General features: G+C 71.3%; 17 protein-coding genes and 1 pseudogene. 11 read left to right on the top strand and 7 right to left on the bottom strand.

What is annotated here, in order from left to right:
- Together ADK86_RS06925 and ADK86_RS06920 are read left to right on the top strand one after the other, a co-directional pair.
- Positions 1–1654, top strand: a 1654-nt coding sequence (locus ADK86_RS06925) for an IucA/IucC family protein (protein WP_053695783.1), incomplete at its 5' end; no start/stop codon positions are given.
- A 41-nt stretch (positions 1655–1695) separates the two neighbouring features.
- Positions 1696–3669: an ATP-dependent DNA helicase gene (locus tag ADK86_RS06920; RefSeq protein WP_030603685.1), complete on the top strand. Its 1974-nt coding sequence runs from the start codon at positions 1696–1698 to the stop codon at positions 3667–3669.
- Between the two features lie 65 nt (positions 3670–3734).
- Here the strand turns inward: ADK86_RS06920 and lexA are convergent, their stop codons facing one another.
- Positions 3735–4523, bottom strand: a complete 789-nt coding sequence (gene lexA, locus ADK86_RS06915) for a transcriptional repressor LexA (RefSeq protein WP_003983937.1) — start codon at positions 4521–4523, stop codon at positions 3735–3737.
- A 542-nt stretch (positions 4524–5065) separates the two neighbouring features.
- Between lexA and nrdR the strand changes: the two genes are divergently transcribed.
- Together nrdR and ADK86_RS06905 are read left to right on the top strand one after the other, a co-directional pair.
- Entirely contained in the window at positions 5066–5596 is a 531-nt protein-coding gene (nrdR, locus tag ADK86_RS06910) for a transcriptional regulator NrdR (RefSeq protein WP_030376248.1), read from the top strand.
- A 120-nt stretch (positions 5597–5716) separates the two neighbouring features.
- Positions 5717–8593: a vitamin B12-dependent ribonucleotide reductase gene (locus tag ADK86_RS06905; protein WP_053695782.1), complete on the top strand. Its 2877-nt coding sequence runs from the start codon at positions 5717–5719 to the stop codon at positions 8591–8593.
- 141 nt (positions 8594–8734) lie between these two features.
- Here the strand turns inward: ADK86_RS06905 and ADK86_RS06900 are convergent, their stop codons facing one another.
- The 3 genes from ADK86_RS06900 to ADK86_RS06890 all read right to left on the bottom strand — a co-directional run bounded on the left by ADK86_RS06900 (position 8735) and on the right by ADK86_RS06890 (position 10423).
- Positions 8735–9256, bottom strand: coding sequence for a TerD family protein (locus tag ADK86_RS06900; protein WP_053695781.1), 522 nt, complete (start codon positions 9254–9256; stop codon positions 8735–8737).
- A gap of 141 nt (positions 9257–9397) precedes the next feature.
- Positions 9398–9802, bottom strand: coding sequence for a VOC family protein (locus ADK86_RS06895; protein ID WP_053695780.1), 405 nt, complete (start codon positions 9800–9802; stop codon positions 9398–9400).
- A 33-nt stretch (positions 9803–9835) separates the two neighbouring features.
- Entirely contained in the window at positions 9836–10423 is a 588-nt protein-coding gene (locus ADK86_RS06890) for a TetR/AcrR family transcriptional regulator (RefSeq protein WP_053695779.1), read from the bottom strand.
- Positions 10424–10584: 161 nt separating this feature from the next.
- Here ADK86_RS06890 and ADK86_RS06885 point away from each other — a divergent pair, with 161 nt between their 5' ends.
- Both ADK86_RS06885 and ADK86_RS06880 read left to right on the top strand, forming a co-directional pair.
- Positions 10585–12024 (top strand): amidase, encoded by a 1440-nt coding sequence (locus ADK86_RS06885; RefSeq protein ID WP_078951881.1) that lies wholly within the window; start codon positions 10585–10587, stop codon positions 12022–12024.
- Between the two features lie 68 nt (positions 12025–12092).
- The gene (locus ADK86_RS06880; RefSeq protein WP_030679403.1) at positions 12093–12698 is read left to right on the top strand and encodes a YdbC family protein; all 606 of its coding nucleotides are present in this window, start codon (positions 12093–12095) and stop codon (positions 12696–12698) included.
- 198 nt (positions 12699–12896) lie between these two features.
- On the opposite strand, the gene ADK86_RS06875 is transcribed toward ADK86_RS06880, so the two are convergent.
- Positions 12897–13583 carry a TetR/AcrR family transcriptional regulator gene (locus ADK86_RS06875; RefSeq protein ID WP_053695778.1) on the bottom strand — a complete coding sequence of 229 codons (687 nt, stop codon included), beginning with the start codon at positions 13581–13583 and terminating at the stop codon, positions 12897–12899.
- Positions 13584–13689: 106 nt separating this feature from the next.
- On the opposite strand from ADK86_RS06875, the gene abc-f reads away from it, so the two are divergent.
- The 5 genes from abc-f (at position 13690) to ADK86_RS06850 (ending at position 18932) form a co-directional block, all read left to right on the top strand.
- Entirely contained in the window at positions 13690–15309 is a 1620-nt protein-coding gene (gene abc-f, locus ADK86_RS06870; protein WP_053695784.1) for a ribosomal protection-like ABC-F family protein, read from the top strand.
- Between the two features lie 170 nt (positions 15310–15479).
- A complete protein-coding gene (locus ADK86_RS06865; RefSeq protein ID WP_053695777.1) occupies positions 15480–16139 on the top strand; it encodes a histidine phosphatase family protein in 660 nt (219 codons plus the stop codon).
- Positions 16140–16150: 11 nt separating this feature from the next.
- Positions 16151–17056 carry an ADP-ribosylglycohydrolase family protein gene (locus ADK86_RS06860; protein WP_053695776.1) on the top strand — a complete coding sequence of 302 codons (906 nt, stop codon included), beginning with the start codon at positions 16151–16153 and terminating at the stop codon, positions 17054–17056.
- Between the two features lie 451 nt (positions 17057–17507).
- On the top strand, positions 17508–18209 hold the full coding sequence (locus ADK86_RS06855; protein ID WP_053695775.1) for a ribonuclease HII: 702 nt from the start codon (positions 17508–17510) through the stop codon (positions 18207–18209).
- A gap of 66 nt (positions 18210–18275) precedes the next feature.
- Positions 18276–18932: a hypothetical protein gene (locus ADK86_RS06850; RefSeq protein ID WP_030603652.1), complete on the top strand. Its 657-nt coding sequence runs from the start codon at positions 18276–18278 to the stop codon at positions 18930–18932.
- Positions 18933–19415: 483 nt separating this feature from the next.
- Here the strand turns inward: ADK86_RS06850 and ADK86_RS44280 are convergent.
- Both ADK86_RS44280 and ADK86_RS06840 read right to left on the bottom strand, forming a co-directional pair.
- Positions 19416–19979: pseudogene (locus ADK86_RS44280) on the bottom strand (hypothetical protein); the annotation flags it as partial.
- A 233-nt stretch (positions 19980–20212) separates the two neighbouring features.
- Positions 20213–22378, bottom strand: coding sequence for a RecQ family ATP-dependent DNA helicase (locus ADK86_RS06840; RefSeq protein ID WP_053695774.1), 2166 nt, complete (start codon positions 22376–22378; stop codon positions 20213–20215).
- Between the last annotated feature and the right edge of the window lie 182 nt (positions 22379–22560).

Raw genomic sequence — 22560 nt, 5'->3', positions numbered from 1 at the left:
CCCCCACACCCCCGACGGTTCCCGCGCCTACCGCCTGCGCCTCACCGACGACGTCACCTACCGCTTCCGGGCCTGGCGCGGTGCGTACGGGCACTGGCGCGTCGATCCCGACTCCATCACCCCCACGGGCGACCCCCTTCACTTCCTCTTCCACGCCCACGACACCGTCCTGGGCCTGTCCGGCGACACCACCGGCCACCTCATCCGCGAGCTGACCGCCACCCTCGCCGCCGACACCCGCCTCGACGCCACGGCCCTGAGCGCCGCGCAGCTCGCCGACCTCGACTACGCCGCTCTCGAAGGCCACCAGACCGGCCACCCCTGGCTCGTCGCCAACAAGGGCCGGCTGGGTTTCTCGGCGGCCGACGCCGCCCTCTGGTCACCCGAGGCCCGCACCCCGCAGCGGCTGCCCTGGATCGCCGCACACCGCCGGCTGGCCGTCTACCGGGGCGTCCCCGCCCTGGCCACGCCCGATCGTCTCTACGCCGATGAACTCACCCCCGAAATCCGCGCCGCCTTCGCCGGCACCCTCTCCGCCCAGGGCCTCGACCCCGCCGACTACCTCTACCTCCCCGTCCACCCCTGGCAGTGGGACGAGACCATCGCGCCCCTCTTCGCCCCCCAACTCGCCGACAAATCCATCGTCCCACTCACCACTGACAACGACCTGCGCCTGCCGCAGCAGTCCATCCGCACCTTCCTCAACACCAGCCGCCCCCGGGCCCGCACGGTCAAGCTGCCGCTTTCCGTCCTCAACACCCTGGTCTGGCGCGGCCTGCCGACCGAGCGCACCATCGCCGCCCCCGCTGTCACCGCCTGGGTCCAGGGACTGCGCGACGCCGACCCGTACCTGCGCGACGAGACCCGGGTGATCCTGCTCGGCGAGACCGCGTCCGTCACCGTCGAACACCCCCTGTACGACCGGCTGCCCGGCGTTCCGTACCAGTACAAGGAACTGCTGGGCTGCATCTGGCGCGAGCCGGTCAGCCGTCACCTGGACCCGGGGGAGCGGGCCCGCACCCTGGCCGCGCTGCTGCAGACCGACCCGCACGGGCGCGCCTTAACGGCGGAGCTGGTGCGCCGCTCCGGCCTGGCCCCCCGCGTCTGGCTGCGCCACCTCTTCACCGCCCTGCTGCCGCCGCTGCTGCACTTCCTCTACCAGTACGGCACGGTCTTCTCCCCGCACGGCGAGAACGCCATCGTCGTCTTCGACCAGCACGACATCCCCACCCGCCTCGCGGTCAAGGACTTCGTGGACGACGTCAACACCAGCGCCGAACCGCTGCCCGAGCATGCGACGATGCCCGCGGACGTGCGCGCGGTGCTGCTCACCGAACCGCCCGACTTCCTCACCCAGTTCATCCATTCCGGGCTCTTCGTGGGGGTCTTCCGCTATCTGGCGCCTCTGTGCGAGCAGCAACTCGCGGTGCCGGAAACCGAGTTCTGGTCCCTCGTACGGGCGGAGATCGGGCGCCATCAGGGACGCTTCCCGCACCTGAAGAAACGCCACGAGACCTTCGATCTGCTCACCCCCCGCATCGCCCGGCTGTGCCTGAACCGCAACCGGCTCCACCTCGACGGATACCGCGACCGCGCGCAGCGCCCGCACGCCGCCGTGCACGGCACCGTGCCCAACCCCCTGCACCACCCGTGACCGAGCAGATTGTCAGTGGGCCCGCGTAGGGTGGCAGCGCTATGACGAAGCCCTCCCTCCCCGACCTGCTGCACGCCGCCGTCACCGCTGTCGGCGGCACCGAGCGCCCCGGCCAGATCGCCATGGCCGAAGCCGTCGCCGAAGCAGTGGAAGACCATTCCCACCTGCTGGTACAGGCCGGCACCGGCACCGGAAAGTCGCTCGGCTATCTGGTGCCGGCGCTGGCCCACGGCGACCGCGTGGTGGTGGCCACGGCCACCCTCGCGCTCCAGCGCCAGCTGGTCGAGCGCGATCTTCCGCGCACGGTCGAGGCCCTGCATCCGCAGCTGCGCCGCCGCCCGCAGTTCGCCATGCTCAAGGGCCGCTCCAATTACGTCTGCCTCCACCGCCTGCACGAGGGGGTGCCGCAGGAAGAGGAGGAGGGCCTCTTCGACCCCTTCGAGCACGCGACGCCCACCAGCAAGCTGGGCAAGGACCTGCTGCGCCTGCGCGACTGGGCGGACGAGACCGAGACCGGCGACCGCGACGATCTGACGCCCGGCGTCTCGGACCGCGCCTGGGGCCAGGTCTCGGTCTCCTCCCGGGAGTGCCTGGGCGCCTCGAAGTGCGCGTACGGCGCGGAGTGCTTCGCCGAGGCGGCCCGCGAGCGCGCCAAGCTCGCCGATGTGATCGTCACCAATCACGCCCTGCTGGCCATCGACGCCATCGAGGGCGCCCCGGTGCTGCCCCAGCACGACGTACTGATCGTCGACGAGGCCCACGAGCTGGTCTCCCGCGTCACCGGCGTGGCCACTGGGGAGCTCACTCCCGGCCAGGTCAACCGGGCCGTCAAGCGCGCGGCCAAACTGGTCAACGAGAAGGCCGCCGACCAGCTCCAGACCGCCTCGGAGACCTTCGAGCGGCTGATGGAGCTGGCCCTGCCCGGCCGCCTCGAAGAGATCCCCGAGGACCTCGGCTACTGCCTGATGGCGCTGCGTGACGCCGCGCGTACGGTGATCTCCGCCCTCGGCACGACCCGGGACAAGTCCGTCCAGGACGAGGACGCCGTCCGCAAGCAGGCCCTCGCCTCCGTGGAGAACGTCCACGCGGTCGCCGAGCGCATCGCCAACGGCTCCGAGTACGACGTCGTCTGGTACGAGCGCCACGACCGCTTCGGCGCCTCCCTGCGCGTGGCGCCGCTGTCCGTCTCCGGCCTGCTGCGCGAGAAGCTGTTCGCGGACCGCTCCGTCGTCCTCACGTCCGCCACCCTGAAGCTGGGCGGGGACTTCAACGGCGTCGGCGCCTCCCTCGGCCTCGCTCCGGAGGGCACGGAAGGCGAGGACGTCCCGCAGTGGAAGGGCCTGGACGTCGGCTCCCCGTTCGACTACGGCAAGCAGGGCATCCTGTATGTGGCCAAGCACCTCGCCCAGCCCGGCCGCGAGGGCAGCCGTACGGACATGCTCGACGAGCTGGCCGAACTGATCGAGGCCGCGGGCGGCCGTACCCTCGGCCTGTTCTCCTCCATGCGCGCGGCCCAGGCCGCCGCCGAGAACCTGCGGGGGCGCCTGGACATGCCGATCCTCCTCCAGGGTGAGGAGACCCTCGGCGAGCTGATCCGCACCTTCGCGGCGGACGCCCGTACATGCCTGTTCGGGACGCTGTCGCTGTGGCAGGGCGTCGATGTGCCGGGCCCGAACTGCCAGCTGGTGGTCATGGACCGGGTGCCGTTCCCGCGCCCCGACGACCCCCTGATGAGCGCCCGCCAGAAGGCCGTGGAGGAAGCCGGCGGCAACGGCTTCATGGCGGTCGCGGCGACCCACGCCGCCCTGCTGATGGCCCAGGGAGCGGGCCGCCTCGTACGGGCCACGGGCGACCGCGGAGTCGTCGCCGTCCTGGACCCCCGCGTGGAGCGTGCCCGCTACGGCTCATTCCTGCGCAAGTCCATGCCCGAGTTCTGGTACACCACCGACCGCAACCAGGTCCGCCGCTCGCTGGCTGCCATCGACGCGGCCGCCAAGGCGGCGGAGGGGGCGTAACGGCCCCAGGACAGCCCAAACCCCGGGACCGGCGCAGTGGTCCCGGGGTTCGGTCGTGGGGTGGGTCAGACGCGCCGCAGCACCGCCACCACCTTGCCGAGGATCGTGGCCTCGTCACCGGGGATGGGCTGGTAGGCGGCGTTGTGCGGCAGCAGCCAGACGTGGCCGTCCTCGCGCTTGAAGCGCTTGACCGTCGCCTCGCCGTCCAGCATGGCGGCCACGATGTCGCCGTTCTCCGCGACCGGCTGGCGACGCACCGTGACCCAGTCGCCGTCGCAGATCGCGGCCTCCACCATGGAGTCACCGACGACCTTCAGCACGAAGAGCTCGCCGTCGCCGACCAGCTGCCGGGGCAGCGGGAAGACGTCCTCGACGGACTCCTCGGCGAGGATGGGGCCGCCGGCGGCGATCCGGCCGACGAGCGGGACGTAGGACGCCGCGGGCTTGCCCGTGGTGTCGGTGGGGGCGTTGCTGGGCTGGTCGGAGCCGCGGACCTCGTACGCCCTGGGGCGGTGCGGGTCGCGGCGCAGGAAGCCCTTGCGCTCCAGTGCCATGAGCTGATGGGCGACGGACGAGGTGCTGGACAGCCCGACCGCCTGACCGATCTCGCGCATGGACGGCGGATAGCCGCGGCGCTGGACGGAATCCCGGATGACTTCGATGACCCTGCGCTGTCGGTCGGTGAGTCCCGAACTGTCGGCGCGGATGCCTGGAGGACGGCCGGGCAGTGAGCGGGCCGGCTTCTGCCCCTCGGGGTTCATTGCGTCGTCCATCGGCGGTTTCCGGGTCGGCTCGAATCGGCTCTGGGAGTGGCTCTGGGCGGTGATGGTGGCGCTGTCTGCGGTGGTGGTCACGTCGGCCCCTCTCGGAATGTGCTCCCTAGTTAGCCAACGGTAGTTGCTTTCGAAAGGTTGCGCCAAACACACGTTCGAGTGAAAATTTCAGGATTAGCTGACCTGATCACGGGCTTAGGTGTATAGCCGAAAGGCAATTCGGGTCATTCCGGTAGTCTTCGCCCCGAGCGCGTAGCCGGGCGCACGTACCGTCCCGCGGAGTGCGGACGGACGCCGCGACCTGCCCGATTCTGTCATCCCCGCCCCGCCCCGGCCGTCCCCGGGTCGCGTCCCGTACGCTCGACGGCGGTCCCGCGAGCGGCCGCCGAGGTTCCGCCCCACCGCGACACGCCTGGGGTGTCGATGACCTCCGGACACCACATCTAGTGCTTTGATGACTACAACCGCCTACAAGTTGTGGTGCCGGTGTCTGTCGGGGCTCCGGGGATCGCCTATGCTTGGGGCTGCTCCGAGGGGCCCGTGAGGGCCACCGGAGGTCATCAGCCGTACGCCGGGACCATGGGCGTGCGACCGTAATTTTCGAGGGTGAGGAGGGTGAATTCATGCATTGCCCCTTCTGCAGGCACCCCGACAGCCGGGTGGTCGACAGCCGCACCACCGACGACGGCACCTCGATCCGCCGACGCCGCCAGTGCCCGGACTGCTCCCGCCGCTTCACGACCATCGAGACCGCGTCACTGATGGTGATCAAGCGGAGCGGGGTCACCGAACCCTTCAGCCGCAACAAGGTCATCGCCGGCGTGCGCAAGGCGTGCCAGGGCCGGCCGGTCACCGAGGACGCCCTCGCCAAGCTGGGACAGCGGGTCGAGGAAGCGGTGCGCGCCACCGGCAGCGCCGAGCTGTCCACCCACGACGTGGGGCTGGCCATACTGGGCCCGCTTCAGGAGCTCGACCTCGTCGCGTATCTGCGCTTCGCGAGCGTCTACCGGGCCTTCGACTCGCTGGAGGACTTCGAGGCGGCCATCGCCGAGCTGCGGGAGCAGCGCGAGCAGCAGCCGCCCGCGCGGGAGCACGGGTGCGAAGGGGGCGCCGGGCAGCCGGCGGTCCCGGTGCCCGCCACCGCCGCCGACTGAGATCGGCGCATCACAGACCTGACCAGGGCAACGTGCAGGCGCCCTGGTTCCAGACAGAACACACCGTGCCACGGGAAGAAAGTGCGCACATATGGGCGTTTGCCCGTACAGGGAGGCGGAATGACAGAGACGACGAGCGGCCCGGCACGAGGCTCCCGCGCCAAGGGCAGCAAGGCGAGCAAGGGTCTGCGTATCGAGCGCATCCACACCACCCCCGGCGTGCATCCGTACGACGAGGTGACGTGGGAGCGCCGTGACGTCGTCATGACCAACTGGCGCGACGGCTCGGTCAACTTCGAGCAGCGTGGCGTCGAGTTCCCCGAGTTCTGGTCGGTGAACGCGGTCAACATCGTCACGAGCAAGTACTTCCGCGGCGCGGTGGGCTCCGACACCCGGGAGTCGAGCCTCAAGCAGCTCATCGACCGGGTCGTGAAGACCTACACGAAGGCCGGCGAGGACAACGGCTACTTCGCCTCCCCCGCGGACGCCGAGATCTTCGAGCACGAGCTGGCGTACGCGCTGCTCCACCAGGTCTTCAGCTTCAACTCCCCGGTGTGGTTCAACGTCGGCACGAAGCAGCCGCAGCAGGTCAGCGCGTGCTTCATCCTCTCCGTCGACGATTCCATGGACTCGATCCTGGACTGGTACAAGGAAGAGGGGATGATCTTCAAGGGCGGCTCCGGCGCCGGCCTGAACCTCTCCCGCATCCGCTCCTCCAAGGAACTGCTGTCCTCCGGCGGCAACGCCTCGGGTCCGGTCTCCTTCATGCGCGGCGCCGACGCGTCCGCCGGAACGATCAAGTCGGGCGGCGCCACCCGCCGCGCCGCCAAGATGGTCGTCCTGGACGTGGACCACCCGGACGTCGAAGCCTTCATCGACACCAAGGTGAAGGAGGAGGAGAAGGTCCGCGCGCTGCGCGACGCGGGCTTCGACATGGACCTGGGCGGCGACGACATCACGTCCGTCCAGTACCAGAACGCCAACAACTCGGTCCGCGTCAACGACGAGTTCATGAAGGCCGTCGAGACCGGCTCCAAGTTCGGCCTGCGCGGCCGGCTGAACGGCGAGGTCATCGAGGAGGTCGACGCCAAGGCGCTGTTCCGCAAGATGGCGGAGGCCGCCTGGGCGTGCGCCGACCCCGGCATCCAGTACGACGACACCATCAACCACTGGCACACCTCGCCGGAGTCGGGCCGGATCACCGCCTCGAACCCGTGCAGCGAGTACATGCACCTGGACAACTCCTCGTGCAACCTGGCGTCGCTGAACCTGATGAAGTTCCTGCGCGACGACGACAAGGGCAACCAGTCGTTCGACGCCGAGCGCTTCGCCAAGGTCGTCGAGCTGGTCATCACCGCGATGGACATCTCCATCTGCTTCGCGGACTTCCCGACCGAGAAGATCGGTGAGACCACCCGCGCCTTCCGCCAGCTGGGCATCGGCTACGCCAACCTCGGCGCCCTGCTGATGGCCACCGGCCACGCGTACGACTCGGACGGCGGCCGCGCCCTCGCCGGAGCCATCACCTCCCTGATGACCGGCACCTCCTACAAGCGCTCCGCCGAGCTGGCCGCGGTCGTCGGCCCATACGACGGCTACGCCCGCAACGCCGACGCCCACAAGCGCGTCATGAAGCAGCACTCGGACGCCAACGGCGCCGCCAAGCGCATGGACGACCTGGACACCCCGGTCTGGGCCGCGGCCACCGAGGCGTGGCAGGACGTCATCCGCCTCGGCGACAAGAACGGCTTCCGCAACGCGCAGGCTTCCGTGCTGGCCCCCACCGGCACCATCGGCCTGATGATGGACTGCGACACCACGGGCGTCGAGCCGGACCTGGCCCTGGTCAAGTTCAAGAAGCTGGTCGGCGGCGGCTCCATGCAGATCGTGAACAACACGGTCCCCAAGGCGCTCAAGCGGCTCGGCTACCAGCCGGAGCAGGTCGAGGCGATCGTCGCCCACATCGCCGAGAACGGCAACGTGATCGACGCCCCCGGTCTGGACCCGGCCCACTACGAGGTCTTCGACTGCGCCATGGGCGAGCGCTCCATCTCGGCCATGGGCCACGTACGGATGATGGCGGCGGCCCAGCCGTTCCTGTCCGGCGCGATCTCCAAGACCGTCAACCTCCCCGAGTCGGCCACCGTCGAGGAGGTCGAGGAGGTCTACTTCGAGGGCTGGAAGCTCGGCCTGAAGGCCCTGGCGATCTACCGCGACAACTGCAAGGTCGGCCAGCCGCTCTCCGCCAAGAAGAAGGAGGAGGAGAAGAAGGCCGAGGAGAAGCCGGCCGAGAAGGTCGTCGAGTACCGCCCGGTCCGCAAGCGCCTGCCCAAGGGCCGTCCCGGCATCACCACCTCCTTCACGGTGGGCGGCGCCGAGGGCTACATGACCGCCAACTCCTACCCGGACGACGGTCTGGGCGAGGTCTTCCTGAAGATGTCCAAGCAGGGTTCGACCCTCGCGGGCATGATGGACGCCTTCTCCATCGCCGTCTCGGTGGGTCTCCAGTACGGCGTGCCGCTGGAGACGTACGTCTCGAAGTTCACCAACATGCGCTTCGAGCCGGCCGGCATGACCGACGACCCGGACGTGCGGATGGCGCAGTCGATCGTCGACTACATCTTCCGCCGCCTGGCGCTGGACTTCCTGCCCTTCGAGACCCGCTCGGCACTGGGCATCCACTCCGTCGAGGAGCGCCAGCGCCACCTGGAGACCGGTTCGTACGAGCCCACCGACGACGAGCTGGACGTCGAGGGCCTGGCCCAGTCGGCCCCGCGCCAGGAGTCGGTGAAGGAGGCCCCCGCCTCGACGGCCGAGATCGTCAAGGAGACCGCGGCCCCGGCCCCCAAGCAGGCGCACACCAACGCGGAACTGGTGGAGATGCAGCTCGGCATCAACGCCGACGCTCCGCTGTGCTTCTCCTGCGGCACGAAGATGCAGCGCGCGGGCAGCTGCTACCTGTGCGAGGGCTGCGGTTCGACCAGCGGTTGCAGCTGATCTTCGGCGCTGAATAAGCGCGGAACGAAAAGCTGAAAGGAGGCGGGGCCGGCATGCCGGCCCCGCCTCCTCCCTTTGCGGGGGCGGGGAAACATCGCACCGGGAATGCTTCTACGACGTTTCCCCCTCCCTGTTACACCGTCAGCTGCCCATGACGGTCACGAAGGTTTCCGGATCGGCGTCGAAGCCCCGTACATTCGGGTGGAACCGCCATTCTCCCGACGCGTCGCGGTCGAATTCCGCTATCACCGCCGCGGTCGCGCCGGCGACCGCCGAGAAGTCGTCCACGGCCAATTCGTCGTATCCCTCGTTGACACGGACCGTGGTGTTCGCGATGTCGCCGAACGTCTTGCGTCCGCCGCGCTGCTGAATGGCCACCCCGACCACGACCCGCCCGTACCGCTCGGCCAGCCGGTTCAGTTCCAGCACCATCGCCTCGTCGGTGCCGAGACCCAGTCCGGTCCGGCTGTCCCTGCTGAGGGTGATGGTGCCGTCGGGGGAACGGCTGTCGAAGTGCACCAGGTAGTCCGGTGCACCGTGCGGGGCGTCCTTCGTGTAGGTCGCGGCGATGAGGTCCAGGTCATGCGCTGAAGTGCCCGCGGGGCTGGGGTCCCACTTGAGGGTCACTTCGACTTTGCCGATCCCTTTGTTGAGACTGCTCACAGAGATCCCTTCCGGTGTTGCAACTCACGGGCTGTGCAAGGCGGACCACCATCGTGTCACGCTCCGCAAGCCCTGCCCCGGGGTCGGGGCGACGCCGTCCCGGTCGGCAGGACTGGTACGCGTACTGCCACTCCGACGTAATCAGTACGACTGGAGTTCCACCAACGTCCCGTCGGGGACACGCAGATGGGCGGTACGGAGATTCGGCCCCCAGTCGGGGCGGTCCTGAGGGGCCGCCACGATGTCGGCGCCGTGGGCGGCGAGCCGCCGGGCCGCGTCGTCCACCACGGGAACGCGCAGCACCAGCATGGACGTGTCCTGGGCCGCGGGACGGGGCGGCAGCGCGTCCGTACCGACCGCCCGTGCCATGGCCTCACGCGAGAAGAGGACCAGAACGGCCTGCCCGTCGAGGTCCCAATTGGCGTACCCGGCCTGCGGGAGGACCTTGACGGGCTCGATGCCCAGGAGGTCGCGCAGGGCGCCTTCCCAGAAGCGGGCGGCGTTTTCGAAGTTCTCCACCAGGAGGCGCGGATAGAGGGCGTCCATGATCCGCAGATTAGCCCCGGGGCGGGCCGGCGGTCAGGCGGTTTCGTCGCCCCAGAGGCGCGTCAGATGGCTGTCCAGGGTGTCCAGCGCCGTGTCGGGGGAGAGGTGGCCGATCAGGACGTGGGTCGTCAGGCCGTCGGTGAGGGCGAGCAGGGTACGCGCCTCACGCTCCGCGTGCGGGCTCCCGGTGGCCTCGGTGATCAGGCGCGTGAACAGGCCGTACAGGTTGGTGTAGTTGCCCCGCAGGATCTCGGCGAGCGGCGGGCTGACCGCGGCCTGTGCGACGAAGGCGAGCCAGACACGGGCTTCGGCGCGGTGTTCGGGACGCAGCAGGGAGATCTCGGTGGTCGCGTGCCCCAGCGCGGTACGGGCCGACTGCGCCGGCGACTCGGCGAGCCGCGCCGCCACCCGTGCCGAGATGCGCGCCCCGATGTGGCCGAGCGCGAAGACCAGCATCTCCTCCTTGGTGCGGAAGCACCGCTGGACCGCCCCCATGGACACCTCGGCGCGCGCCGCCACGTCCCGCAGGGTGACGCCCTCCAGGCCGTGCTCGTCGGCGAGGTGACAGACGGCGTCGGCGATCTGCCGGCGGCGGCTCTCGTGGTCCACCTGCTTGGGCATGGGGCGCTCCCGGTATGGCGATGCGTGCGTATCGTGACAAGGGTACGATGTGATGCGCTTGCATCGGAACGGGTGTGGGGCGACGCCGCGTGTCCGCGCTCGTCCATCGGGAGCGGAGCGATCCGGATGCCCGGGTGCAGCGAAGGCGAAGGGGAACGAGGGTGAAGGAGCAAGTGGTGGAAGCGGAGCAGGCACTGTGGAAGATGTCCGCCGGAGCCCAGGCGGCGGCCGTCCGGAGCGGCGAGGTGACCGCCGTGGAACTGGTGGAACGCCACCTGGAGCGCATCGCCGAGGTCAATCCGGCCGTCAACGCCGTCACCCAGCTCTTCGCCGACCGGGCGCGTGCGGACGCGGCCGAGGTGGACCGGCGGCGTGCCGCGGGCCAGGACCCGGGGCCGCTCGCCGGAGTGCCCTTCACGGTCAAGGAGACCACCGCCGTGGAGGGCGCGCCGACCACATACGGTGCCGAGCGCTTCCGTCACAACATCGCGCACTCCGATGCGCCCCCGGTGGCGCGGTTGCGCGCCGCCGGTGCCGTCCCGATCGGGCACAGCAACATGCCCACCCTCGTCCTCGCGGGCGTCCACACCCGCAGCGAGCTGTACGGCGACACCCGCAACCCCTGGTCGCCGGAGGTGACGCCGGGCGGCACCAGTGGGGGCGACGGCGCTGCGGTGGCCAGCGGGATGGCCGCGATCGGGCTCGGCAACGACTCCGGCGGGTCGGTGCGCATCCCCGCGTCCTTCTGCGGCGTGGCGGGCCTGAAGCCCACGTATGGGCGCTTCCCCGCCGACCACCGTCTCGGCGCCGACGATCCGGCGCTGGCCGGTCAGGTGCTGGTGGTCGACGGACCGCTGGCCCGTACGGTCGGCGACCTCCGTCTCGTGTACGAGGCGCTGGCGGGCACCGACCCCCGTGACCCGCGGGCCGTACCGGCTCCCCTGTATGGCGAGCCCGTACCGCGGCCCCTGAAGATCGCGATGGTCACCGACCCGGGTGGCAAGGGAGTGCACCCCCTGGTGCGCAAGGCCGTCGAGGATGCGGCGGATGCGCTGCGCGACGCGGGGCACCAGGTGTGCGAGGTTCCGGACGTGCCGCGCCTGGACGAAGCGCTGGAGGTGTACGGCCGTATGACCATGGCCGAATTCGCCCCCACCTGGCCGGTGATGCGGAACCTCCTGGGCGAGGGTGGACACCGCTACATCGAGATGTCGATGGAGGGCCAGGACGCCGTACCCCCGGACGTGCCCGCCTACCTGCGGCTGACGAGCGCGCGACTCGGCATCCAAAGGGCATGGGCCGAATTCCTGGACACATACCCGTTGGTGCTGGCCCCGGTCTTCACCGAGCCGCCCTTCGAGCCGGACCTGGAGATCCGGGACCGGGAGTCGCACGCGCGCGTCCAGCGGGCCATGCGCCTGTGTACGGCCACCAGTTTCGTGGGCGTACCGGCGGTGGCCGTACCGACCGGGGTCGCGCGGGGGCTCCCGTACGGCGTGCAGCTCATCGGGCGCGCCTACCGGGAGGACCTGTGCCTGGAAGCGGCCGAAGCGGTCGAACGGCGGTGCGGAGTGTTCACCCCGATCGACCCGCGCCCGTAGGGAAGTTCGGTGTGGAGGGTGCGTGACGCGCGGTGATGCCGGGCCTGCCCGGGCCGTACGATGGCGCGGTGCTGGTCAAGTGGATTAGATGCACGGTCGTGGACCGCCGGGGGTTCGAACGGGGGCAGCGGAAATGGGCGGGGCTGCTCGGCGAACCGGGATTCCGGGGCCAGGGCGGCGGATGGAGCAGGACGCGTCCGTCGGTCGCGCATCTGGTGGCCTTCTGGGAGAGCCGGGCGTTCTACGACTCCTTCATGGCGCGCTCGCACGACCGGCTGGCGGCGGCGCAGGTGGGCACGTTCAAGGACTCCCGGGTGCGCCTGTTCGAGTACGAACTCGACGTGAAGGTGGGCTTCCGGCCCGTCTTCGCGGACGCCGACGTCCTGCGCATAGCGCACTGCCAGGTGCGTGCCGACCGGGTCGAGCACTTCATGCTGATGCAGGAGAAGGTGTGGAATCCGGCCATGGCCGGCTCCCCGGGCATGCTGCGCGGCCTGATGGGGCGCGCGCCGGGGGAGGAGTTCCTGATCCTGTCGATGTGGGAGTCGGCGGCCGAACGGGGGAAGTACCGCCCGGAGCGCGTCGAGCGGCTGGGGTTCCGGGCGCAGACGGAGGCCGATGTGCGGGCTGTGACGGGGGATGTGGCGGATCTTGAGCCGTCTTGGACGGTGTGAGGGCGCCGCGGGTGCCTTGTTGTGGTGAGCGGGTGAGATCAGGTGGGTCGGCTGCCGTGGGGCGGCTGTGGTGAACCGGGATGGGGGCGTCCGTTGGTGCCGCCCGCCGGTTGAGGGTCGCGCCATGCGGTGGGGGGCCGGGCGGCCGTGCGGTGTGGCTGGGCGGCACCGGCCCGTATTCCGCTGGTTCCTGCGCTGTTACCTGGGAGGGGTGGGCGTGCTGGTCCCGGCTGCCGCCCCGGCGCCCGCTGGGGTGAACACTCCGGCCTGTGCGGCTGCGAGGGCCGCTGCGGCGCTCTGGTCGGCGGTGTGCGCGTCTACCGGCTCGCGCGTGATGAAGAGTCGCAGGAAGAGCGGGGCGCACGCGGCCCGCGCGAGCGCTCCGGCGTCGATGCCGTCCTCTTGGGCCGGTAGCTCGCCGCGCTCGACGGCGCGCTGGATCATGGGCTCGCAGCGGCAGAAACGTTCCGCGTAGTAGGCGTGCAGCGCGTCCGCGGCCCGCTGCGACTGGAACGCGGCCGCGATGATCGCGGATCCGGAGGCCGCGGTGACCGGATCGGTGAACGCATCCACCACTTCGCGGGCGAGCGCGCGCAGATCGCCCGCGAGGGACCCGGTGTCGGGCGGCGTCCAGGTGTCCTCGCCGGCCAGGTCGAGAGTGTCGGCCAGCAGCCCTTCGAGGTCGCCCCACCGGCGATAGAGCGTGGTCTTGTGCACGCCCGAGTGCTCCGCGACGTATTCGACGGTCAGACCGGGATAGCCGTGTTCGGTCAGGCCCGCCAGCACGGCATCGCGGACGGCGGCGCGAGTGCGGGCGGTGCGCCCGCCCGGACGGCGGGTGCCGGGGCTCGGTGCGGGGGCCTCCGGTGCGTTTTCCTCGGACAACTGCTACTCCCGTTGCATTAGTGCGGCGGCGTGTGCCATTATCGACGTAACGCAACAAGCGTAGCGTTTGAGGCCGCGGTGTGGTGCCGCGGAGTCGGGGGTGCTCATGACCACACAGATTTCGCTCCACGAGGTGTCCAAGTCCTACGGTGACCGGCTCCTGCTGGACGGCGTCTCCCTCTCGATACGCCCCGGTGACCGGGTCGGGATCGTGGGGGAGAACGGCGCCGGCAAGTCGACGCTGCTGCGCCTCGTCGCGGGGCTGGAGCGGCCGGACGAAGGCCGGATGGTCCTCACCGCCGATGGAGGCATCGGTCACCTCGGCCAGGTCCCCGACCTGCCGGGCGACTGCACGGTCCAGCAGGCGGTGGACGCCGCGCTCGCGGAGCTGCGCGAGATCGAGCGCCGACTGCGTGCGCTGGAGGCGCAGCTCGGCGATGGAAGACCGGAAGACCTGGAGGAATACGGTCGACTGCTCGGCGTCTACGAACTCCGCGGAGGGTACGAAGCAGATGTCCGTGTCGACAAGGCGCTGTACGGCGTGGGCCTGGGGCACGTGGAGCGGGACCGCCCGTTCGGCAGCCTGTCCGGCGGGGAGCAGGCAAGACTGGGCATCGCCTGCCTGATAGCCGCGTCACCCGAGGTGATGCTGCTCGACGAACCGACCAACCACCTCGACGCGGAGGCGCTGGACTGGCTGGAGTCCGCGCTGATGGCCCACCGCGGCACGGTCCTCGCGGTGTCGCACGACCGCCTCTTCCTGCAGCGCGTGGCCGAGACGATCGTAGAGGTGGACGCCGACCGCAAGGCCGTCGTCCGGTACGGCGGCGGGTACGGCACCTTCGTCGCCGCCAAGGCCGCGGCCCGCCGGCGCTGGGAGCAGGAGTACGAGCAATGGTGCGCCGAGACCCGGCGGCTCACCGAATTCGCAGACGGTGCCGCCCGCAGTGTCGCCCAAGGGCGGTCCATCAAGGACAACAACAAAATGGCGTACGACCGCGCCGGAGGGCGGGTCCAGGCATCGGTGGCCGGCCGGGTGCGCAACGCACAGGAACGACTGCGGCGGCTCCACGCCACCCCGGTCCCTCGACCGCCGGAGCCACTCCGCTTTCACGCCGGGCCGACCGCCGGTGACACCGAGGGCACGCTCATCGAGCTGAGCGGCATACGGGTGGGGGACCGCCTGGCCGTGGACGCGCTCTCCGTCGCCGCGGGAGAGCGGCTGCTGATCCACGGCGCCAACGGAGCAGGCAAGAGCACGCTGCTACGGCTCATGGCAGGCGTGCAGCAGCCCGACGCGGGCACGGTCGTGCGCCGTGGACACATCGGCTACCTGGCCCAGGAGATACCGGTGTCCCGACCGCAGGAACGGCTGCTGTCGGCCTTCGGCCGGGGCCTGCCCGGAGACTCGGAGGAGCTCACCGAACTTCTGCTCTCGTTCGGTCTGTTCCGCGAGAGCGATCTCCAGGTACCGGTGGGCTCCCTCTCGGCGGGCCAGCGACGCCGACTGGCCCTGGCCCGCCTGCTGGCCCGCCCCGCCGACCTCCTGCTCCTGGACGAGCCGGCCAACCACCTCTCGCTCCCCCTCGTCGAAGAACTGGACACCGCACTCGCCGCCTGGCCCGGCGCTCTGGTCGTCGTCTCACACGACCGACTGCTCGCCCGCCGTTTCGACGGCCGACGCTGCGAGGTGCGGTCTGGGCGGGTGGTGGAGGGGCGGGAGTGACGGAGCTGGAGTGAGGCCGGGCTGTAGCGCGGGCGGCTGTTGGGACGGGGGCGACCCTGGCCGGGGCGTCGGCTGGAGTGATAGGTGATCGCTGGGGCGTGCCCACGTGCCGACGGCAGCTCCGGTCGGGGCATGAGGCATGTACAGAGCAACCGTTTTAGGGTGGCGGCATGGCACGGCCCCGACGCATCATCCTCATCCGCCACGGAGAATCGGAGGGGAACACCGACGACACGGTCTACGAGCGGGAGCCCGATCACGCGCTGAGCCTGACGAAGAACGGGCTGCGGCAGGCCGAAGAGGCCGGGGAATCGTTGCGGGCGATGTTCGGTGACGAGCGGATCTCCGCGTATGTGTCGCCGTACCGCCGCACGCACCAGACCTTCCAGGCGCTCGGGCTCGACATGGACCGGGTCCGGGTCCGCGAGGAGCCGCGGCTGCGCGAGCAGGACTGGGGGAACTGGCAGGACCGCGAGGACGTACGCCTGCAGAAGGTGTACCGCGACGCCTACGGCCACTTCTTCTACCGCTTCGCGCAGGGCGAGTCCGGCGCCGATGTGTACGACCGCGTCGGCGCGTTCCTGGAGAGCCTGTGGCGCAGCTTCGAGCACCCGGACCACCCGCCGAACGTCTTGATCGTCACGCACGGTCTGACCATGCGGCTCTTCTGCATGCGGTGGTTCCACTGGACCGTGGCGGAGTTCGAGTCCCTGACCAACCCGGGCAACGCGGAGTGGCGCTCGCTCCTCCTGGGCCCGGACGGCCGCTACGCACTGGACCGGCCGTTCGAACGCTGGTGTGAACCGGAGTCGTACGGCATCACCGGTTAGAGTGCACACCGATGAGCGCCGACCACCGTGACGCAGACCGCTTCGAGCGGGCCCTTACGAGCCTGCGCGGACTTTCCCTGGGCGATGCCCTCGGCTCCCAGTTCTTCGTTCCCGCCAACTACCCCCACCTCAAGCGCCGTGAGCTGCCGCCGTCACCGTGGCAGTGGACCGACGACACGGAGATGGCCTGCTCGGTCGTGGCCGTGCTCTCGGCCCACGGGCGCATCGACCAGGACGCGCTGGCCCGCTCCTTCGCCGATCACCACGACTTCGACCGCGGCTACGGCCCGGCGGTCAACCGCATGCTCCGGCTGATCAGGGAGGGCGGCGACTGGCGCGAGCTGGCCTCGGCGCTCTTCAACGGGCAGGGCTCCTGGGGCAACGGCGCGGCCATGCGTATCGCGCCCCTCGGCGCCTGGTACGCGGACGACCCCGAGCAGGCGACGCACCAGGCCGAGATCTCGGCCTACACCACCCACCAGCACCGGGAAGCGGTGGTCGGAGCGATGGCGGTGGCCGCAGCGGCCGCCCTGGCCGCCGCCCCCGACCGTACGACCGGCCCCGAAGCGCTGCTGGACGGCGTACTGGAGCTGATCCCGCGCAGCGCCGTGCAGGCCGGCCTGCGGCGTGCCCGGGACATGCTCGACTACGCCGACGCGGGCACGGTCGCCGCGGTCCTGGGCTGCGGGCGCCGGACCAGCGCCCACGACACCGTCCCCTTCACACTGTGGGCCGCCGCCCGCCACCTCGGCGACTTCGAGCAGGCTTTCTGGGCCACCGCTCAGGCGGGCGGCGACGTGGACACCACCTGCGCCATCGTCGGCGGAATCGTCACCGCCGGCGGCGCCACGCCGCCCCAGGACTGGCTGGACCGTACGGAAGCGCTTCCGAGCTGGATGCCGGACCTCTCCGGCTGACGGGCCACAGACGGTAGCAGCCGGGCAACCGGAAGAGCCGAGGCCGGGGCGCTTACGGCGAGGAACAGCCCGTATCCGCCCCGGGCGAGGTGACCAAGCAGGCTCTCCGCGCCTCCAGTTGATCTAGTGCGGAGGGCCGGCGCGTACGAGCGCTGCGATGACTCCCGGATGCCGGTGACACGCCTGTGAATGCCGGTACACGCCTGAAAGTGCGCCGACGCCTTCAGAAGCCGGAGACCACCCCCAGCCCTCGCGCTGTCGCACCCCGCACACGCAAAAGCACAGTCCGCGACCCCGCCCACGGCCGACCGCCCCACCCCACCCGCGACCACGGGCCCTCCGGATCACCGCCCTGGATCTCTCCGGCATCCCTCCCCCCCCCCACAGCACCACATTCAGGCGGTACCCGGTGCGCACGCCCGCCGCGACTAGGCGTACGCTTGCTGGCGCCATGCCGTACGAGCCCCCAACCCACACCGTCGAGCGATCGCTTCGCGCCACCACGGGTGCAAAGATCATCGCTGGGGTGGACGAAGTCGGGCGCGGCGCCTGGGCCGGTCCGGTCAGCGTCTGCGCAGCCGTCACCGGACTGCGCCGCCCGCCGGCCGGACTCACCGATTCCAAGCTGCTGACACCCAAGCGACGTGCCGAACTCGCCGAGGTGCTCGACGGCTGGGTCACGGCGCACGCCCTGGGGCACGCCTTTCCGGAGGAGATCGACGACCTGGGTATGACCGCGGCGCTGCGGCTCGCGGCCGTACGCGCCCTGGAGGCGCTGCCGGTCCGTCCGGACGCGGTGATCCTCGACGGCAAGCACGACTACCTGGGCGGCCCCTGGAAGGTCCGTACGGTCATCAAGGGCGACCAGTCCTGCATCGCGGTGGCCGCGGCCTCCGTGCTCGCCAAGGTCCGTCGCGACGCGATGATGGGTGAACTGGCCGACGTGCACGCCGACTTCGCCTTCGCGGAGAACGCCGGCTACCCGTCGCCCGCGCACCGCGCGGCCCTGGAGGAGTACGGCCCCACATGCCACCACCGGGTGTCGTGGTCCTACATGGACGCCCTGCCCCGCTGGCGGCACCTGAAGAAGGTGCGCAGCACCCCCGAAGCAGCCGCTCTGGAGGCCGGTGGCCAACTCGGCTTCGACTTCTGAGCGGTGCGGGCATGAATTCGGTACCCGATGACGTGTTCCGCACCTACGTTTGATAGACATCCTTTTATGCCTCTCATCCCCGAGGAGCCTCAGATTCACGAGAGTGTCCCGGGTCCCCGCGCAACTCCGGCCGCCGGCCGCACCGCGTCGACCCCCCGTCCTGTTCCTGGCCCCGGTCCCCGCCCCGCGCCTCCGCGCGGCGCCCCCGCGGCCAGCGCCCGCCCCGGCAAGCCCGGACCCGCCGCGCCGTCCCGTGGACCGGCCGGCGCCCCTCCGGCGCAGCGCACGGGGCCCAAGCAGCCCGCCGCGACCGCAGGTCCCGCCGACGCCGCTTCCGGAGCGCAGCTCCAGCTGATCCCGGCCCCGCAGTCCGGCGCGCTCGACGCCGCCGAGGAGGCCGTCGACCTGCTGCTGGACTCCGGGCGTGCGCCGGGCGAGATCCTGGTGCTCACCACCGGCGAGATGCACCCCTGGGCCGCACACGAGCTGTCCTTCGGCGAGGCGTCCTACTGGGCGCAGCACGACGCCGCGGACGACGTGTTCTACGCGGACGCCGCCGCCGAGCGCGCGACCGGGCGCCCTGTCGTGGTCGTCGCGGTGAACGGCGGCGCGGAGGAGACCATCGCCCGTGCCCTGCCCGCCGCGATGGCCCGGGCCGGTGCGCTCCTGGTCGTCTGCGGCGACCCGCAGCGCATCAACGCCCTCCTGGGCGTCAGCGCCTGAAAAGCACGGACGGGGGGAGCCCGGCGGCCCTGGGCCGGCCGGGCGTCTCGCGCCGCGTGCGCGCGGTCAACGGGCCGCGGTGCGCCGCCGGGAGTCCGCCGCGCCGCCCGCGCCACGGTGTGATGCCGGTCGGCCGTCGCCGCACGGCTGCTCCGAAAGGGGCCGCGACTGCGTGGGATACGGCTGCGGTGCGGCCGTACGCGTCCGGTCCATGGCGGGGGACCGCTCCACCGGAGCGCATCGCTCCGGTGCCCCGGACGGTGGCGACGGCACGGGCCGCCGCGATCTGCCGAGGAGTTCGGACGCCTCCGGCTGCCCGGCGCTCTCGGCCTGCCCGTACGCGTCTCCCTGAGCCGGTACGGGCCCGTCCCCTCGGCCAGGCCCGGACGCGTCCCGTCGAAACGGTGCGGTCCCGGGCTGCCGAACCGGTCCCGAGGCTTCTCGCCGCTCGTCCGGACCGGGCTGTTCCGGTACGTGCCGGTGCGGCGGGTGTTCCGTACCCCCAAGGCGCTCGGTACGCGCGGCCGAGCGCGGGCGCCGGCCTCCGCGCCCTTCGCCCAGCACCTGCCAGCCGCTGCGCGTCAGCGTGATGTAGGCGCCGCAGCGCAGGCCGTGCAGGGTGCACGCGTCGCGCAGCCCCCACATCCAGGCGCCGTCCGTCTCCGTCCAACAGGGCTCGCCCTCACGGCAGTAGAGCAGTACGGCCGTACGGACCGGCACCCGCAGCCGCAGGTCGTGCGGGACGACCCGGCGCAGCTGGGCCAGGAGCGCGTTGCGGAACTCCCAGCCGTCCGGGGCCGAGGCGTGCTGGACGAACGACGCGCTGGCGGTGATCCGTTCCTCCGGGCCGAGCACCGCCACGACAGCCGTCGAGAGCCCCGGCAGATGGCGGTCGTGCAGGCCGGTGACGATCTCCCGCGGATTGCGCAGCAGGGGGATCCCGGCCGACGCCCACTCGGAGGGCTCCAGCATGCGGCTGAGCCGGGCGGCGGAATCGGCTGAGGTGGGCAGCGACACGTCCGGGGGCTGGGCGAAGCCGAAGGTCACGGTCCTCCCTTCGTCTACGCGTCCACGCGCCGGACGGCGGCCGGCCGCGCGGGCACGGCTCGGTACCGCCGTACCCGGCCGCGGACGGCCGGTACGGGGAAGCGGGGCCAATTCTCGCGTTCGTACAGGCATGCGGCAATGAAGCGGACGCGCGCACAGCCGGAATCGGGCACCGCGCTTGTGGTATTCCTGCCCGCCGCACCGGCCCCTGACGCCCGACCACCCCCATCACCTCATCCCTGCACGGCAAGGACCAGCGGAAACACCTCGGCGGCGCCCGCCTTGCGCAGCAGCCGCGCGGCCACGGCCAAGGTCCATCCGGTGTCCGCGTAGTCGTCCACCAGCAGCACCGGCCCGTTGGCCGAGGCCAGGGACTGCGCCAATTCCGGCGGCACGCTCAACGAGCCGTGCAGCGCCCGCAGTCGCTGGGCGCTGTTGCTGCGCGGAATCCGGGGATCCGCATCGTGGTCCGCGTATGTCACCGTCCCCAGGAACGGCATCCGCCCGACGGCGGCGATGCGCTCTCCCAGGGAACGGACCAGCTCAGGGCGGGTACGGGAATCGAGGGCCACCACGCCCACGGGACGCGCCGGGGCGTCCGGCGCCCCCGACGCCCAGCCGCCTGGGCCCTTCGCCCAGTCCGCGAGGACCGTGACGACCGCGGACGCGACATCGTCCGGAATCGGTCCGTCCGGAGCCTGCGCGGCGAGCATCGGACGCAGCCGGTTGCCCCAGCCGATGTCGGAGAGCCGGCCCAGCGCACGCCCGGTGGCCGCCTGCTCGCCCGCCGGAATACGCCCCTTGAGATCGACGCCGATGGCGGGCAGGCCGGTCGGCCACATGCGCCGCGGCTCCACCTCCACGCCCGGCCGCCCCAGCTCGCCGCGCGCCGCGTCCAGCGACGCGGTGGACACCTCGGTGGTGAAGCGCGCGCCCGCGCAGTTGTCGCAGCGACCGCACGGCGTCGCGGCCTCGTCGTCGAGCTGCCGCCGCAGGAATTCCATCCGGCAGCCGGTCGTCGTGGCGTAGTCCCGCATGGCCTGCTGCTCGGCCTCGCGCTGCCGCGCCACCCAGGCGTAACGCTCGGCGTCGTACGTCCACGGGCGGCCGGTGGCGGTCCAGCCGCCCTTGACCCGGTGCACCGCGCCGTCCACGTCGAGCACCTTCAGCATGGTCTCCAGGCGCGAACGGCGCAGCTCGACCAGCGGCTCCAGCGCCGGCAGCGACAGCGGCCGGTCCGCGCCCGCCAGGACGTCCAGGGTCCGGCGCACCTGCTCCTCGGGCGGGAAGGCCAGGGACGCGAAGTACTTCCAGATCGCCTCGTCCTCACGGCCGGGGAGCAGCAGCACCTCGGCGTGCTCGACACCGCGGCCGGCACGCCCGACCTGCTGGTAGTACGCGATGGGGGAGGACGGCGAGCCGAGGTGCACCACGAACCCGAGGTCGGGCTTGTCGAAGCCCATGCCGAGCGCGGAGGTGGCGACCAGCGCCTTGACGCGGTTGCCGAGCAGGTCGTCCTCGGCCTGCTGACGATCCGCGTTCTCGGTCTTGCCGGTGTACGAGGAGACCGTGTGGCCGCGCTGCCGCAGGAAGGCGGTGACCTCCTCGGCCGCGGCGACCGTGAGCGTGTAGATGATCCCCGAGCCCGGCAGCTCGTGCAGATGGTCGGCCAGCCAGGCCAGCCGGTGCGCGGCGTCCGGCAGCGGAAGAACGCCCAGGCTCAGGCTCTCCCGGTCCAGCGGGCCGCGCAGGACGAGGGCTTCGGCTGCGCCCTCGCCCGTACCGAGCTGCTCGGCAACGTCGGCCGTGACCCGCGCGTTGGCCGTCGCCGTCGTGGCGAGCACGGGCACGCCGGGCGGGAGGTCGGCGAGCATCGTGCGCAGCCGCCGGTAGTCGGGCCGGAAGTCGTGGCCCCAGTCGGAGATGCAGTGCGCCTCGTCGACCACGAGCAGACCGGTGGCCGCGGCCAGCTTGGGGAGCACCTGGTCGCGGAAGTCGGGGTTGTTCAGCCGCTCGGGGCTGACGAGCAGCACGTCGACCTCGCCCGCCGCCACCTCGGCCTGGATGGTGTCCCAGTCCTCGGTGTTGGACGAGTTGATCGTGCGCGCGTGGATCCCGGCGCGGGCGGCCGCCTCGACCTGGTTGCGCATCAGCGCGAGCAGCGGGGAGACGATCACGGTCGGTCCGGCGCCGCGCTGACGCAGCAGCGCGGTCGCGACGAAGTAGACCGCCGACTTGCCCCAGCCCGTGCGCTGCACCACCAGCGCGCGGCGGTGCTCGGCGACCAGCGCTTCGATCGCCCGCCACTGGTCCTCGCGCAGCCGCGCCGTGCCGCCGGGGTCGCCGACGAGGCGGGAGAGGACGGCATCGGCCGCGGCACGCAGGTCTTCGTTGCTCATGCCCCCATGCAACCCGATGCCACTGACAACGCGCGAACCGCCGCCCGATCCTGTGGACAACTTCCGTCACCCGGAGTTATCCACAGGGGTCGCGGCGGTGCGGTGGTTCGCGGGATCTTCGAGCCATGAGCCAGCACAGCGAACAGCCCAGTCAGCCCGAACCGACCCGCCGACCCGACGAG

The organism is Streptomyces sp. NRRL F-5755 (assembly GCF_001279365.1).
Lineage (GTDB): Bacteria > Actinomycetota > Actinomycetes > Streptomycetales > Streptomycetaceae > Streptomyces > Streptomyces rimosus.
This window is presented reverse-complemented; position numbering and strand designations above follow the sequence as displayed.

Excerpts from the sequence above, each read along its gene's own strand:
- abc-f (WP_053695784.1), top strand. The coding sequence starts at position 13,690 with ATGACCACACAGATTTCGCTCCACGAGGTGTCCAAGTCCTACGGTGAC.
- ADK86_RS06840 (WP_053695774.1), bottom strand. The coding sequence starts at position 22,378 with ATGAGCAACGAAGACCTGCGTGCCGCGGCCGATGCCGTCCTCTCCCGC.
- nrdR (WP_030376248.1), top strand. The coding sequence starts at position 5,066 with ATGCATTGCCCCTTCTGCAGGCACCCCGACAGCCGGGTGGTCGACAGC.
- ADK86_RS06890 (WP_053695779.1), bottom strand. The coding sequence starts at position 10,423 with ATGCCCAAGCAGGTGGACCACGAGAGCCGCCGCCGGCAGATCGCCGAC.
- ADK86_RS06865 (WP_053695777.1), top strand. The coding sequence starts at position 15,480 with ATGGCACGGCCCCGACGCATCATCCTCATCCGCCACGGAGAATCGGAG.
- ADK86_RS06855 (WP_053695775.1), top strand. The coding sequence starts at position 17,508 with ATGCCGTACGAGCCCCCAACCCACACCGTCGAGCGATCGCTTCGCGCC.
- ADK86_RS06860 (WP_053695776.1), top strand. The coding sequence starts at position 16,151 with ATGAGCGCCGACCACCGTGACGCAGACCGCTTCGAGCGGGCCCTTACG.
- ADK86_RS06850 (WP_030603652.1), top strand. The coding sequence starts at position 18,276 with ATGCCTCTCATCCCCGAGGAGCCTCAGATTCACGAGAGTGTCCCGGGT.
- ADK86_RS06895 (WP_053695780.1), bottom strand. The coding sequence starts at position 9,802 with ATGGACGCCCTCTATCCGCGCCTCCTGGTGGAGAACTTCGAAAACGCC.
- ADK86_RS06920 (WP_030603685.1), top strand. The coding sequence starts at position 1,696 with ATGACGAAGCCCTCCCTCCCCGACCTGCTGCACGCCGCCGTCACCGCT.
- ADK86_RS06905 (WP_053695782.1), top strand. The coding sequence starts at position 5,717 with ATGACAGAGACGACGAGCGGCCCGGCACGAGGCTCCCGCGCCAAGGGC.